12 protein-coding genes and 1 pseudogene are annotated in these 14,487 nt (G+C 70.7%); 9 read left to right on the top strand and 4 right to left on the bottom strand.

The genetic code is table 11. The features are described from left to right. Positions 1-28: 28 nt before the first annotated feature. Positions 29-346 carry a hypothetical protein gene (locus ACWC94_RS25940; RefSeq protein ID WP_450799439.1) on the bottom strand — a complete coding sequence of 106 codons (318 nt, stop codon included), beginning with the start codon at positions 344-346 and terminating at the stop codon, positions 29-31. Positions 347-475: 129 nt separating this feature from the next. Beyond that, entirely contained in the window at positions 476-1,105 is a 630-nt protein-coding gene (locus ACWC94_RS25935) for a TetR/AcrR family transcriptional regulator (RefSeq protein ID WP_450799438.1), read from the bottom strand. A 253-nt stretch (positions 1,106-1,358) separates the two neighbouring features. Here ACWC94_RS25935 and ACWC94_RS25930 point away from each other — a divergent pair, with 253 nt between their 5' ends. From ACWC94_RS25930 to ACWC94_RS25920, 3 genes are all read left to right on the top strand, one after another. Continuing rightward, complete coding sequence (locus ACWC94_RS25930) at positions 1,359-4,580, top strand: bifunctional cytochrome P450/NADPH--P450 reductase (protein WP_450799437.1); 3,222 nt, start codon at positions 1,359-1,361, stop codon at positions 4,578-4,580. Between the two features lie 165 nt (positions 4,581-4,745). After that, positions 4,746-5,792: a zinc-binding dehydrogenase gene (locus ACWC94_RS25925; RefSeq protein WP_450799436.1), complete on the top strand. Its 1,047-nt coding sequence runs from the start codon at positions 4,746-4,748 to the stop codon at positions 5,790-5,792. Between the two features lie 109 nt (positions 5,793-5,901). Continuing rightward, on the top strand, positions 5,902-6,567 hold the full coding sequence (locus ACWC94_RS25920) for a TetR/AcrR family transcriptional regulator (protein ID WP_450799435.1): 666 nt from the start codon (positions 5,902-5,904) through the stop codon (positions 6,565-6,567). On the opposite strand, the gene ACWC94_RS25915 is transcribed toward ACWC94_RS25920, so the two are convergent. Further along, positions 6,536-7,171, bottom strand: coding sequence for a TetR/AcrR family transcriptional regulator (locus tag ACWC94_RS25915; RefSeq protein ID WP_450799433.1), 636 nt, complete (start codon positions 7,169-7,171; stop codon positions 6,536-6,538). The genes ACWC94_RS25920 and ACWC94_RS25915 overlap by 32 nt on opposite strands. A gap of 138 nt (positions 7,172-7,309) precedes the next feature. On the opposite strand from ACWC94_RS25915, the gene ACWC94_RS25910 reads away from it, so the two are divergent. From ACWC94_RS25910 to ACWC94_RS25885, 6 genes are all read left to right on the top strand, one after another. Next, positions 7,310-8,455: a VOC family protein gene (locus ACWC94_RS25910; protein ID WP_450799431.1), complete on the top strand. Its 1,146-nt coding sequence runs from the start codon at positions 7,310-7,312 to the stop codon at positions 8,453-8,455. Then, a complete protein-coding gene (locus ACWC94_RS25905; RefSeq protein WP_450799429.1) occupies positions 8,452-9,390 on the top strand; it encodes a fumarylacetoacetate hydrolase family protein in 939 nt (312 codons plus the stop codon). Before ACWC94_RS25910 ends, ACWC94_RS25905 begins: the two co-directional genes overlap by 4 nt. Beyond that, positions 9,387-11,009 carry a bifunctional 3-(3-hydroxy-phenyl)propionate/3-hydroxycinnamic acid hydroxylase MhpA gene (gene mhpA / locus ACWC94_RS25900; protein WP_450799427.1) on the top strand — a complete coding sequence of 541 codons (1,623 nt, stop codon included), beginning with the start codon at positions 9,387-9,389 and terminating at the stop codon, positions 11,007-11,009. Before ACWC94_RS25905 ends, mhpA begins: the two co-directional genes overlap by 4 nt. Beyond that, positions 11,006-13,042, top strand: coding sequence for an acetoacetate--CoA ligase (locus ACWC94_RS25895; protein WP_450799425.1), 2,037 nt, complete (start codon positions 11,006-11,008; stop codon positions 13,040-13,042). The genes mhpA and ACWC94_RS25895 overlap by 4 nt, the downstream gene beginning before the upstream one ends. Further along, on the top strand, positions 13,039-13,218 hold the full coding sequence (locus ACWC94_RS25890; RefSeq protein WP_450799423.1) for a hypothetical protein: 180 nt from the start codon (positions 13,039-13,041) through the stop codon (positions 13,216-13,218). Before ACWC94_RS25895 ends, ACWC94_RS25890 begins: the two co-directional genes overlap by 4 nt. Positions 13,219-13,357: 139 nt before the next feature. Further along, positions 13,358-14,050, top strand: a complete 693-nt coding sequence (locus ACWC94_RS25885) for a hypothetical protein (RefSeq protein WP_450799421.1) — start codon at positions 13,358-13,360, stop codon at positions 14,048-14,050. Between the two features lie 269 nt (positions 14,051-14,319). Here ACWC94_RS25885 and ACWC94_RS25880 read toward each other — a convergent pair. Next, positions 14,320-14,487 (bottom strand): annotated as a pseudogene (locus ACWC94_RS25880) (RNase J family beta-CASP ribonuclease); the annotation flags it as partial.

Here is a 14,487-nt window from a genome sequence, read left to right as displayed (position 1 = left end):
GCGACCTTCGAGCCGGCGAAGCCGCCGATCACCGGAACCCGCTCCGGCCGCGCGTCCTGCCGTTCGGCCGGCCCGGCCGCGTCCTCGCCCCGGTCACCTTCGTCACTTCGACATAGGCGTACCTGTCGAGTAATGAATCCCGCGCGGGCATGGAAGGCTTCGACATCAGCCAGATCGTCGGCCTCGACGAGACCTTGCTGACGCCCACCGTGAACCCACCCTTGCGCTGACGGTCGGCCTGCGACGAGTGACGCGGCCAGAAGGGTCGGCATCCGGTGTCGCCGCAGGCCACCTCGGCGGCTTGGCGCAACTCGGCAAAAGCGCCCGCCCAGGCGGCAGCGGGCATGGACGAAGTCGGTGAGGTCGGCGGTGGCGGTCGGTCCGTCAGCGGAGATCGGGTGCCCTCCTGAGCGCAGCGACCTGCGCCCGCCTGCCACGGACAAGCGCCAGGCCGTAGCGCTCCAGGGTCACGGACTCAACGGCGGCCGACGCCCTGGCCGTCACGACCGGCGCTGAGCCGACCCTCCAGGCCCGTGATGAGTGTGTCGATCACCAGCCGGAACATGTGGTCCGGATCAGGACCTGACTGGCCGGCGTCCGTGACCTCGTCCGCGTCGGCAGCGGGGGGCTTCAGGCTCGCCCACTGCTGGAGCGAGCCGTTGAGTTCGGCGCCGAGGACACCGATGACGACGGCGGCCATGAGAGCGGCGATCTCCGGAACCTCCGGGTGCGACACCCCGGCAGCGGCCACGATGGCGGTGAGTGCGGTCCAGAACGGGTCGTCGGGCTGGATGAAGTCCGGCTGGTGGCTGAACGAGTAGGCCATCAGCTCGGGGTGACGGTGCGCCAGGGTCCGGAAGTCCGTGGCGAGCAGGCGGATGCGCTCCTGCCAAGGGGCGTTTTCGAGCGTCACGGTGCGGAACTGGGCCCCGACCATTCTCGTCACGCCGCGCAGCACGGCTTCCTTGTTCGGCACGTGGTGGTACAGCGACATCGGGTTCGCGTCGAGCTCTGTGGCGAGTTTGCGCATAGTGAGCGCCTCGACGCCGTCCTCGTCGATGAGCCGCAGGGCGGCGGCATAGATCCCGGCCTCGGTCAGAGGCACGTCCCTCTTCCTGGTTCCCCGCGGGGGACGCCTCACCTTCTTTTCCATACCACGTACGGTATCAGTTTCGTACGCCGTATGGAAATGACCTGCATCACAGGGGGCGACCTGCACGGCAGGGGGTTGCACCGGGTTTCCATACGCCGTACGGTACTAATTCCATACGGCGTATGTTTCCGTACGGCGCCACGGCATCGACCTGCGCAGCGCGCCCTTGCCCACCCCCTCCACCCTCCGTGCAGAGGAGCAAGTCATGACCACGCATTCCGCGAACGGCCTTCGCCCCGTCCGGTCCCCGCGCGGGATCCCCCTGCTCGGCCACACGCCGCAGATCCCCGACACCAACCCGGTGGAGTACTTCAACGAGCTGTCCAAGCAGTTCCCCGAGGGCATCTACGGCATGGACATCGCAGGCATCGAGCAGGTCTTCGTCTACGACCCTGACCTGGTGGCCGAGGTCTGCGACGAGACGCGGTTCTTCAAGCAGATCGAGAAGACGCCGCTGAGCCATGTGCGGGACTACACGGGGGCGGGCCTGTTCACGGCCCACCAGCACGAAGAGGAATGGGCCATGGCCCACCGGATCCTGCTGCCGGCCTTCAGCCAGCGAGCCATGAAGACCTACTTCGGTCAGATGCTGGAGATCGCCCAGAACCTCGTCGGCAAGTGGGAGAGCCGGGAGGGTCAGCCGGTCGCCATCACCGACGACTACACCCGGCTCACCCTGGACACCATCGCCCTGTCCGGCTTCGGCTACCGCTTCCGGTCCTACGACAAGGAGGAACTGCACCCCTTCCTCAACTCGCTGCTGGAGGCGCTGATCGAGTCGATGCGGCGCTCCCAGGAGCTGCCGATGATGACCAAGCTCCGCAAGGCGGACGACAGGAAGTACCGCCGGAACATCCAGCTGATGCGCGACCTGGTCGAGAGCGTGATCAAGGAGCGCCGCGAGGGGAAGGGCACCGGCGAGGAGGACCTGCTCGGCCTGATGCTGGAGGCCTCCGACCCGGAGACCGGCAGGCTGCTGGCGGACGACAACGTCCGCGACCAGGTGGTGACCTTCCTGATCGCCGGTCACGAGACCACCAGTGGCCTGCTGTCGTTCGCCACGTACTCGCTGATGCGCAACCCGCACGTGCTGGCGCAGGCGTACGCCGAGGTCGACCGCCTGCTGCCCGGTGACACGGTCCCGGACTACGACACGATCATGCAACTCGACGTGATCCCGCGGATCCTGGAGGAGACCCTGCGCCTGTGGGCTCCCATCCCGCTGATCGCCAAGGCGCCCATCGACGACACCGTCATCGGCGACCGGTACGAGCTGAGGAAGGGAACCAGGGCCAACATCCTCATGGGCGCGCTGCACTCCCACCCCAAGGCCTGGGACCGGCCGGAGGAGTTCGACATCGACCGGTGGCTGCCGGAGAACCGCGTGGAACAGCACCCGCACGCCTACAAGCCGTTCGGCAACGGTGTGCGTGCCTGCATCGGCCGCCAGTTCGCGCTCACCGAAGCCCGCCTGGCGCTTGCGCTCGTGCTGCAGAAGTTCAGGTTCTCCGACACCACCGACTACAAGATGGACGTCCGCGAGGCGCTGACGCGCAAGCCCGGCGACTTCCAGTTGGTCGTCCGCAAGCGTCAGGACCACCAGCGGACCGTCTTCGGCGCCGCCGACCTGCAGACCGGCGACACGCAGGCGCAGACAGCGGTCAGCGGCGTCGGTGTGAACCTGACCGTCGCCTACGGCTCCAGCCTCGGCTCCTGCGAGGACCTGGCGCGCACCATCGCCGACCGCGGTGAGCGCTCCGGGTTCGGCACCACGCTGATGAGCCTGGACGAGCTGGGCGACAACCTGCCCACCGAGGGTCTGCTCGTCGTCGTGGCCGCCAGCTACAACGGCAAGGCACCCGACAACGCCCAGCGCTTCGACGACCTGCTCGCCGCCGGCCTGCCCGAGGGCTCGCTGTCCAACGTGCGGTTCGCGCTGCTGGGCGCCGGCAACACCCAGTGGGTGGCCACCTACCAGGCATTCCCCAAGCGGATCGCGGAAGGTCTGATGGCCGCCGGCGCCACGCCCGTCGTCGAGCGCGGCATCGCGGACGCCGCCGGTGACTTCGACGGCATGGCGAGTCGCTGGATGGACACCCTGTGGGCCACCCTGGCCGAGGAGTACGCCGCCGACACCTCCGAGGCGAGCGGCCCGCGTTACCAGGTCCAGCTGCTCACCGAGTCCGACGTGCGCCCCGCCATCGTCTCCGAGCAGGCGTACCCGCTCACGGTGGTGGCCAACGAGGAGCTCGTGGCCGACGCGACCGGCCTGTGGGACTTCAGCATCGAGCCGCCGCGCCCGTCCGCGAAGTCCATCACCGTCGAGCTGCCCGACGGTGTCACCTACGACACCGGCAACCACCTGGCCGTCTTCGCCAAGAACGAACTCGCCCTGGTGGAGCGCGCACTGAGGCGGCTCGGGGTCGAGTACGGCCAGGTGCTCCGGCTCGACCAGCCCGGCGGCGGCCGGACGCACCTGCCGGTCGGCGTCCCCGTCACCGCCGGCATCCTGCTCACCGAGTTCCTGGAGCTGCAGGACGTGGCCACCCGCTCCCAGATCAAGACGCTGGCCGAGTACACCCAGTGCCCGTGGACCCGGCCGCAGCTCCAGGCGTACGCGGCCGACACGGAGGAGGCCGAGGAGCACTACCAGAAGGAGATCCTCGGCAAGCGGGTCTCGGTGCTGGGCCTGCTGGAGCGCTTCCCGGCCGTGGAGCTGCCGCTGGCGGTGTTCCTGGAGATGACGGGCCCCATCCGCCCGCGCTTCTACTCCATCTCCTCCGCCCCGTCCGCCAACCCGCGCCATGTGCGCCTGACCGTCGGCCTGCTGGAGGGCCCGGCCCTGTCCGGGGACGGCCAGTACCGCGGCACCTGCTCCTCCTACATCGCCGGTCTTGAGCCCGGAGACGTCGTCTACGGCTACGTCCGCGTGCCCTCCCCGACGTTCGCCCCGCCCGCCGACCCCGCCACGCCGCTGATCCTGATCGGCCCCGGCACCGGCATCGCGCCGCTGCGTGGCTTCCTGGAGGAGCGGGCGACACAGCACGAGAACGGCACCGAGGTCGGCCTGTCGCAGGTCTTCGTCGGCTGCCGCCACCCGGAGCACGACTACTTCTACCGCCAGGAGATGCAGGACTGGGAGCAGGCCGGGATCGCGCAGGTGCACACCGCCTTCTCCGCGGTGACCGGCCACCCGGCCCGGTTCGTGCAGAACGGCATCGCCCATGCCGCCGACAGGGTGTGGCAGGCCATCGAGGACGGCGCGTACATCTACGTCTGCGGTGACGGCCGCCGTATGGCCCCCGCCGTCCGCGAGGCACTCGCCGCCATCCACCGCCAGAAGACCGGCAGCGACGACGAGACGGCCCAGCAGTGGCTCGCCCAGCTCGAGGCCGACGAGCGCTACCAGCAGGACGTCTTCGCCTGACCGCCGCCGCACGCCGTCAAGGCGCGCTGCCCCCCGCAGCCGCCGGGAGGCGTGCGGACGTCCTGCCTCCCCCGCACGCCTCCCGGCCCCACCAGCCATTCAGACACCCCATGGCACCCATGGCCCGAACCACCGGGCCGTGCCGCTCACAGAAAGCAGATCACCATGGACACCATGCTCGCCGGACGCTTCCACCTGGACAGCAAGAAGTTCGCCGTCGAGGAGGTCCCCATCCCCGTGCCGGGCCCGGGCGAGGTCCTCATCGAGGTCAAGGCCGCCGGCGTCTGCCTCTCCGACGTCCACCTTCTCGACGGCTCCCTCGTCCCGCTGTTCGCCACCTCCGACACGGTCACCGTCGGCCACGAGGTCTCCGGTGTGATCCACACGCTCGGCCCCGACCTCAAGCGCGGCCTGCCCGTCGGCACCCGCGTCACCCTGGAGGCCGGCAAGACCTGCGGCCAGTGCGCCGGATGCGTGCGCCACCGCCCCTGCACCCGGATGCTCACCGCCGGCATCGACTACGACGGCGGCTGGGCCGAGTACGTGATCGCCCGCGAGGACACCCTTGTCCCCCTCCCCGACAGCCTCCCCTTCGACCAGGCCGCGATCATCCCCGACGCGGTCTCCACCCCCTACGCCGCCGTCGTCGCCACCGCGGGCGTCCGTGCCGCCCAGTCCGTCGGCGTCTGGGGCGTGGGCGGAGTCGGTGCGCACAACGTACGCCTCGCCCGCCTGGTCGGCGCCGCCCCGATCATCGCCGTCGACCCGCTGCCCAGCGCCCGCGAGCGCGCCCTGGCCTTCGGCGCGGACTACGCCCTGGACCCGGCCGCCCCCGACTTCGCCGACCAGGTACGCGCGGCCACCGATGGACGGGGCCTGGACTTCGCCTTCGACTGCGCCGGCGTACCCGCCGTGCGCGAGCAGGCCGCCTCCGCGCTCGGCCTGGGCGGCTCCCTGATCCTGGTGGGCATCACCCCCAGGCCGCTCACCATCACCGAGGGCCTGACCTTCAACTACCTGCAGAAGCAGGTGCGCGGTCACTACGGCGGCTTCCCGGAGTCCGTCCCCGAGCTCGTGCGGCTGACCGCGGCCGGCCGCCTCGACCTGGCCCCCTCCATCACGGACCACATCCCCCTCATCGACGCGGCCGACGCGGTCAGCCGTCTGGAGAACAAGATCGGCGACCCGATCCGCCTCATCCTGGTCCCCTGACGCCTGTCAGCGGGGCATCGAAGCCACCTCGGGCAGGGGTGAGTGGGCGCCGGTGCTTGAGGGAGTACCGGCGCCCGCGGTTTTCCGGCAACCGTGGAGAGACAGGACCATGCAGACGACCGACACCCTGGGCCGTACTCCGCAGCGCAGGGATGCTCACTCCCATCGCGGACGCATCCTCGCGGCCGCCCGGCAGAAACTGCGGGAGGACCTCGACGCGAGTCTCGACAGCATCGCCCAGGCAGCCGGCGTCGCCCGGCGCACCGTCTACGGACACTTCCCCAGCCGGCAGGCGCTGATCGCCGACCTGGCGCGCGAAGCGGGCCGAGCGCTGCAGCGGGCGTTCACCGGGGACCGTACCCAGGGTGCCGATCCGCTCGAGGCGATGACGCGGATGGTCCTGGCGGGATGGGCGGTCGGCGACCAGTACCGCATGCTCATCGCCTTGGGGCGCCGCCATCTGGGCGACGAGGCGATCCCCGCCACCCTGGCACCGGCCCGCGAGGAGGCCGTAGCGACCCTACGACGTGGTCAGCGCGAAGGCGTGTTCGCGGACCACCTGCCGGCGCCCGTCCTCGCCCGAGCCCTGGAAGCACTGATGCTGGCCCTCGCCGAGGAGAACGCCGCGAGCGCGTGGGCGGACTCCACGGGTGAGGCCGCAGCCACCGCGTTCCTCGTCGCCGCCGGCGTGGCACCGCAGGCGGCAGCGCTGCAGGTGCGGGACGTCGTGAGTGAGGCAGATGTCAGTCGTGGCCGGGCAGCGGGCGCCGGGTGACCTCATGGGCGTCGTCCGGGGCGACACCGAGCATGCGCAGGACCATCTCGGCCAGGTCGGAGGCGGCCTCGTCGCCGTCGAGGTCCGGGCGGTCCAGCCTGAGAGCCACGAGGGACAGCAGGGTGCCGCCCAGGGCGGACAGAGCGGTGGTCGCGTTGTCGCAGGTGAAGCGGCCCGACGCGATGCCGATCTCCAGGTCGCGCAGGGCGCGCGGCGAGAGACCGCTGTCCGAGTGGATGTGGGACAGGCCGCGGTCACGCAGGATCCGCAGGAGTTCCGGGTGGGAGTCCGCCATCCGGGCAGTGAGCCGGAAACCGGCCGCGACCAGCTCGGCCGGGTCGTCGATGCCTTCCACGCGCGCATCGATGACCTGCCCGAACTCCTCCAGGGCGTCCGACACCGCGGCGTCGAACAGCTCCGTCTTCGACTCGAAGTGGTTGTAGAAGGATCCGAAACCGACATCGGCGCGCTCGGCGATGGCCTGGATGCTGGCGCTGGTGTCCCCGGTCTCCGCGAGGATCTGCCGGGCCGCACGGACGAGCGCCTGACGGGTCTCGGCGCGGCGCCGCTCGAAGCGGTTCTTGGGCGGGGCTGACGTCGGCATACGGCCCAGTGTAACCATCGCGACGATGACTCTGCCATTACTGATGAGATCCTCAGTTCTTTGGGCTGCCCCTATTGACGACGAGAAACGCCAGAGTTGATGATTTCCTCATTACGGCAGTGTCGCTTGGAGGACACCATGTCCCACATCCCCGTTGACAAGGGCGGTCCTCTGACGCCCCACCAAGACCTCCACAGTGAGCAGGGTGCCCTGCGCGGAGAGCACCCCGGACGAGCCCGGAATCCCGTGATCAAGGTCGCGGACCTGGCCTGGCTGGAGTTCGAGAAGCCCGACCTGGACCGGGCCGAGGTGTTCGCCCGCGACTTCGGCTTCGCGATCGCCGCCCGCACCCGGCACGAGCTGTGGCTGCGCGGCACGTTCGCGGGCTCACCCTGCATGGTCATCCGGCGCGGGCGTGCCTCCCGCTTCCTCGGACCGGCGTTCCGCGCGGCCGAGCGGGCCGATGTGGACCGGCTGGCCGCCGCCGTCGGACACACCGTCCGGGACATCGACGTACCGGGTGGTGGCCGGTCGGTCTCCCTGTTCGACCCCTCGGGCCTGCCGGTCCGGGTCGTGCACTGCGCCGAACCGCTGCCCGCGCTGCCCGAGCAGCCGCCGCTGACCCTCAACACCGGCACCGAACCCCGCCGTACGAACGCCACCCAGCGACCGCCCCGCGAGCCGTCCCGCATCCAGCGCCTCGGCCATGTGGTGCTGGAGACACGGACGTTCGCCCGCACCCTGGACTGGTACCTGAACACCCTCGGGATGATCGTCTCCGACTTCCTGTTCCTGGACGGGCAGCGCCAGCGCGGGCCGACCATGGCGTTCATCCGCTGCGACCAGGGCAGCCTGGCCGTCGATCACCACACGCTGGCCCTGCACCTGGGGCCCGGAACCGGATACGTCCACTCGGCCTACCAGGTCACCGACCTCGACGCGATCGCCGTCGGCGGCGAGTACCTCGCCGAGCGCGGCTACCAGCGCAGCTGGGGAATCGGCCGGCACATCCAGGGCAGCCAGCTCTTCGACTACTGGCGCGACCCCGACCGCTTCATGCTGGAGCACTTCGCGGACGGCGACCTGTTCTCCTGCGACGTCGAACCCGGATGGGCACCGATGTCGGCGAGCGGCCTGGCCCAGTGGGGTCCGCCCGTCACCCGCGACTTCCTGGGCACCAACCCCTCCCCCGCCAAGCTCCGCGAGGTCATGACGGCCCTGCGTGACGACAACGAACTCGACCCCGCACGCCTGCTGGGCCTGATGAAAGCGATGAGCTCATGAGCACCAACGTTCTGCGCACCCCCGACGGCTGGTGGGCCGTCCGGGACGAACGCGCCGTCCGCATCGAGACCAAGGCCGTCACCACCGCCGAACTGCTCGCCGACCGGGCCGCCGTGCGGGAGGCCGCCGCCTCCGGCGAGAGCGGCACACCCGTCGCCGACCTGGTGGCGCTGCCCCCGGTCACCACCCCCTGCAGGGTGGTCGCCCAGATGGTCAACTACCGCAGCCACGCCAAGGATTCCGGGTTCACCGGCGACATCCCGCCCACCTTCTTCCGTAAGGCATCCGGCTCGGTCAGCGGCCCGCACGAGGCGATCGTCCGTCCGGCGCACGTGAGGTTCCTCGACTACGAGGTGGAACTCGGCCTCGTCCTGGGCGCGACCCTGCCGGTGGGCACCGTCGTCGAGGAGGCGGACCTGCCGCACTACGTCGCCGGGCTCGTCCTCACCAACGACGTCAGCGCCCGTGACGTGCAGCTGACCAAGACGCAGTTCTACGAGAGCAAGTCCTACCCGACCTTCACCCCGACGGGGCCGTATCTGGCCCTGCTGGAGCCCGAGGACTTCGCCCGTCTGATCGATCTGCGGCTGCGGCTGTCGGTCAACGGCGTGCCGCGCCAGGACCGCACTCTCGCCGACATGATCGTGCGGCCCGCACAGGCGCTCACCCTGCTGGCCCGCTTCCAGACCCTCGACCCGGGCGACCTGCTGCTCACCGGCACTCCTGGCGGCACGGCCCTGAAGGCCCCGCCCAAGCCGGTTGAGAAGATCGCCGCTCTGCTGCCGCCCGCCCTGAAGTGGAAGGCGTTCTTCAACGGCCAGGCCAAGAACCCCCGCTACCTGCGCGACGGTGACCTCGTCACCGCCACGATCGCCACCCCCGACGGGCGCATCGACCTGGGTGAGCAGCGGACCGCTGTGGTGGACGCGACGTGAGCGACGCAACGCGGAGGCCGGTGGTGATCATCGGTGCGGGGCCCGTGGGAGTCACGGCCGCGCTCCTGCTCGCCCGGCACGGAGTGCGCAGCCTCGTCCTGGAACGCCACCGGGACGTCTACCCCCTGCCGCGCGCCGTCGTCGTGGACGACGAGGTCCGCCGGATCCTGCAGAGCGTCGGCATCCACGAGGAGTTCGCCGCCCTCGCACGTCCGGCGCGCGGGCTGCGGCTGCTGAACGCCCAGCACCGTGTGATCGCCGAATTCGCACGATCCCGGCACGGGAAGCATGGCTTCCCTCAGACGAGCATGTTCGACCAGCCCGACCTGGAACGCCTGCTGCGCGCCGCCCTGACGCGCCGCCCCGAGTGTGAGCTGTGGGGCGGGGTGGAGGTCGTGTCCGTCAGCCAGACCGCCGAGGGGACGGCTCCGGTCCGGGTCACCTTCCGCCGCGACGGCAGCGACGAGGACGAGCACGTCTGGGCGGATGCCGTCCTCGGCTGCGACGGGGCGGGCAGCCTCACCCGTGACGCCGTCGGCGCCGCCTGGGAGGACCTGCACTTCGAGGAGAGCTGGCGGGTCATCGACGTGCGCACCAGCCGCCCGGTCCGCACCTGGGAAGGCGTCGACCAGATCTGCTGCCCCACCCAGCCCGCCACCTTCATGCGCCTCGGCAAGGACCGCTACCGCTGGGAGTTCCGGCTGGCCGACGACGAGGCCCTGGACGGCCCGGAGGGACTCGAGCGCCTGCGTGAGCTGGTCGCCCCCTGGGTGGACGTACCCTCCGGCGTCTCGCGGGGCGACGACTTCGAGGTGATCCGGCAGGCGCAGTACACGTTCCGGGCCCGCCTGGCCGACCGGTGGCGCCAGGGACGCGTCTTCCTGCTGGGCGACGCGGCCCACCTCACCCCGCCCTTCATCGGGCAGGGGCTGTGCGCGGGCCTGCGCGACGCCCGCAACCTGACCTGGAAGCTCGCCCGTGTTCTCCGACAGGGCGCGGACGACGGGCTGTTGGACACCTACGAGCGAGAGCGCAAGCCGCACGCCCGCTACCTGATCCGGGTCGCGGTCGCCGTCGGCTGGGCCATGACCGGGGGACAGGACCGCGCCGCGGCGCTCCGCCGGGCCGCCGTGGCCACGGCCTGCCGCGTTCCCGGGGTGACCTCGGCGGTGAGCCGTGACCTCAGCCCCGCGCTGCCCGCCGGCCCGCTCGTCCGGCGCCGCCCCGGGCCCATCGGGCGTGGACTGCCCGGCACCTTCTGTCCGCAGCCCTGGGTGATCGCCGACGGCAGGCGAGTCCGCCTGGACGACATCCTCGGAGACTCCTTCGCCGTCGTGACCGCTGTGCCGCCCACCCCGCGGATGACGGCCGTGGCCACGGCGCTGGACGCACCCACGCTCCACGTCGGCGACCTGGGCGACGACGGCACGCTGGCCGCCTGGCTGGCGCGCGGCCGGGCCGACGCCGTCCTGCTGCGCCCCGACCGTGTCGTGATGGACACCGTCCCCGCCGGCACCGGCCACTTCCCGGACACCACCGCCTGGGCTTCCCTGCTGTACACCGCCCGCCGTACCGCCGATGCCCGGTCCGTCCCGCTGCCGAGGAGCACCGCACCATGACCAGCCCGCACGCCACGCCCTGTCCGGAACCGTTCCTGCCACCCGACCCGAAGACGGCCGCCGGCAGCCGCATCGCGGACTTCGCCCGCTGGGCGGCCCGGCACCAGGGCGCCGAAGGTATCCAGGACCCCACCGACTACCAGGCCCTGCACCGCTGGTCCGTCACCGACCTGGAAGGTTTCTGGGCCGCGGTATGGGCGTACTTCGACGTCGACGCGACCACTCCCTATGAGCGGGTGCTGGCCGAGGAGACCATGCCCGGCGCCCGCTGGTTCCCCGGCGCCACCCTGAACTACGCCCACCATGCCCTGCGCAACCTGCACCCGGACGTTCCCGCGATCACCGCGCTGGACGAGACCGGCGCCGGCTACGAGATCACAGGCCGGGAGCTGCGCGCCCGGGTCGCCTCCCTGGCGGCCACTCTGCGCGACCTGGGCGTGACACAGGGCGACCGGGTGGTCGGCTACCTGCCCAACACCCCCCACGCCGTCATCGCCTTCCTCGCCACCGCCAGCCTGGGCGCGGTGTGGTCCGTGTGCGGCCAGGACTACGCGCCCAAGGCCGCCGCCGACCGATTCGCCCAGCTCCGGCCGACGGTGCTCATCACGGCTGACGGCTACCTCTTCAACGGCGCCGCCCACGACCGCCGTGCCGCCTCGCTCGAACTGGCCGACGCCCTGCCCACGCTGAAGGCCACGGTGCTCGTGGACCACCTGGGCCTCACCTGGCCCGAGACCCGGCACACCGGTCTGACGGTTCCCTGGGACGACGCCGCCACCCGCAGCGAGTACCTCACCCTCACCCCGGTGCCCTTCGACCACCCTCTGTGGGTCGTCTTCTCCTCCGGCACCACCGGCCTGCCCAAGGGCATCGTCCACGGGCACGGCGGCGTCCTGCTGGAGCACCTCAAGATCCTCGGCCTGCACTGCGACCTGGGCGTCGGTGACCGCCTGCTGTGGTACACCACCACCCACTGGATGATGTGGAACCTGGTCGTCTCCACCCTGCTGACCGGCGCCACCACCTGCACCTACGACGGCAGCCCCGCCCCGGTGGCGCGCCCCGACGTCCTGTGGGAGCTGACAGCCCGCCACAAGATCACCGTCTTCGGCACCAGCCCCCAGTACCTGCTGGCCATGGCCAAGCTGGGCATCGAACCCTCCTCCCTGCACGACCTGTCCGCGGTCCGCGCCGTCGGCTGCACCGGCTCCGCCCTGCCCGCCTCCGCCTACCCCTGGGTCCGCGACCACGTGGGCACCGACGTCCAGCTGGCCTCCACCAGCGGCGGCACCGACATCGTCTCCGCCTTCGCCGGCAGCGCCCCCACAACCCCCGTCTGGGCCGGCGAGCTCTCCGCCCCCAACCTGGGCGTGGCGCTGGCGGCGTACGACGGCGCGGGACGGCCGGTCGTGGACCAGGTCGGCGAACTGGTCGTCACCCGCCCGATGCCGTCCATGCCGCTGTACTTCTGGAACGACCCCGACGGCAGCCGCTACCGCGACGCCTACTTCGGCGCCTACCCGGGCGTATGGCGGCACGGCGACTGGATCACCCTCACCTCCCACGGTTCGGTGATCGTCCACGGCCGCTCCGACGCCACCCTCAACCGCAACGGCGTGCGCCTGGGCAGTGCCGACATCCACGACATCGTCGAACGCCTCCCCGAGATCACCGAGGCCCTCGTCATCGGCGCGGAGGAACCCGACGGCGGCTACTGGATGCCCCTGTTCGTCGTCCCCGCGCCCGGTGTCACGCTGGACGACGCCCTGCGCGAGACGATCCGCGACGCCATCCGCACCGGCGCCTCCCCCCGCCACGTCCCCGACGAGATCCTCGCCGTGCCGGCCATCCCGCACACCAGGACCGGGAAGAAACTGGAGGTCCCGGTCAAACGCCTCCTCCAGGGCGCCCCCGCCGAGCAGGTCCTCAACCCCTCGGCGGTCGACAACCCGGACCTGATCGCCTATTTCGCCGGCCTGGGAACAGAACGCCGTCAGGCTCGTCATCCGCACACCCTCAAGGACGCCTCATGAACCTCTCCGCCGGCCTGGCCTGTCCCATCGTGGTGATCTTCGCCCTGCTGGGCGTGGCCAGGATCACGGCTCTCGGCCCGATGCCCGAGCCGGCCGCCCACGCCGGCTTCACCCCAGCGGCCTACCGGCTGATCGGTGCGCTGGAGCTGGCAGGCGCCATAGATGTCGGCTCGTGACGTGGGCTGAGCAGTACAGCGGCCCCCTGTGACCCGCAGGACCGTCCTGCTCGTCTGCTGCTGCGCGCAGGACAGAGGTCCCTGAGTCCTGTCAGCGAGCCCACGGTGGGGCTGGCACACTGAATCTGTGGTTCCGCCGATGACCGCGACCCATCAAGCCGCGTCCTCATCACTCACAGGTGCCGGCGTGGTGTCGATCTGCGCATTGCTCTTCACCGTCGCGTCGTTCTGGTGGCTCAACGCCAGACAAGGACGCCTGAAGACGTGGGAGCCTCATGCCTTCGCAGCGATCATCCACTCTTCCACGGCCCGCCTGCGGCTCCCGCTCGTCCTTCACAACACCGGCCCCAAGCCGATCGTCGTACAGGACCTCATCCTGACCTTCCCCGACGAGCCCGCTTCTCACCTGCCGCTGCTGTGGGTGTCCTCACCGTCTCGCCTCCAGCCGGGGCCCGACGAGGATGCGAAGCTGCCGGCCGGATTCGTTGTGCCCGGGAGAGAAGCGCAACAACTCTTCATCGAGTTCGAGGCACCCTTCTCCGGATTCATGCCCGAAGCCCGTGACTACACCGTCCAGCTGCAAGCGAGGGTCGGCCATCGCAAGGGGTGGCGCCGCCTGCTGACGTTCACCCTGCGGGCCGCCAACATCATCGATCCGGATCGCTACACCGTCTACAACAACGCACCGGTCGAGCTGACGAGAGAAGATCAAAAAAGAGCGGATGCCGCCCTCCTCGAGCTGCTGGAAGAGCAAGGGGACGGCTCCGCTCCGGGCGGCAGGAGGCAGCGGAATTCTTCGAATGGCGAGGGCGACGCCGACACGAGCCGCTGACGCAGCACCTGTGATCGGACCTCCGGGGCGTACGGCGACAGCGACCGGTCGGTGGCATCAGCTCGAGGACGTGGTAGCGCCGGAGCACCGGGGCTGACGCCCTGGAAGGCGCCGTGCTCCGGGCAGACGAGGCCGAGGGGGGAAACCCGGGCGCGATTCGTACGGGCCGACCCGGTGGGCCGGTGATGAAGCTGGACATCAGGAACTCGTGGCCGAGTTTCACCTCGTGCGCATCGGCGTCCGACCCCGGACGCCTGCCGGGCTGTTGCTCAGGCGTCGATGATGACGGGGATGATGAGGGGCTTGCGGCGGTGGGTGCGGAACGCCCAGTTCGCCACGGCACGGGCGAGGAGTTGTTCGAGTTGGCGCGCGTCCCCGACGCCTTCCTCGGCTGCGGTGGCCAGGGTCTTCTCGATGACGGGGATGACCGGCTCGAA

The sequence above is a fragment of the Streptomyces sp. NPDC001135 genome, from assembly GCF_053598395.1.
This window is presented reverse-complemented; position numbering and strand designations above follow the sequence as displayed.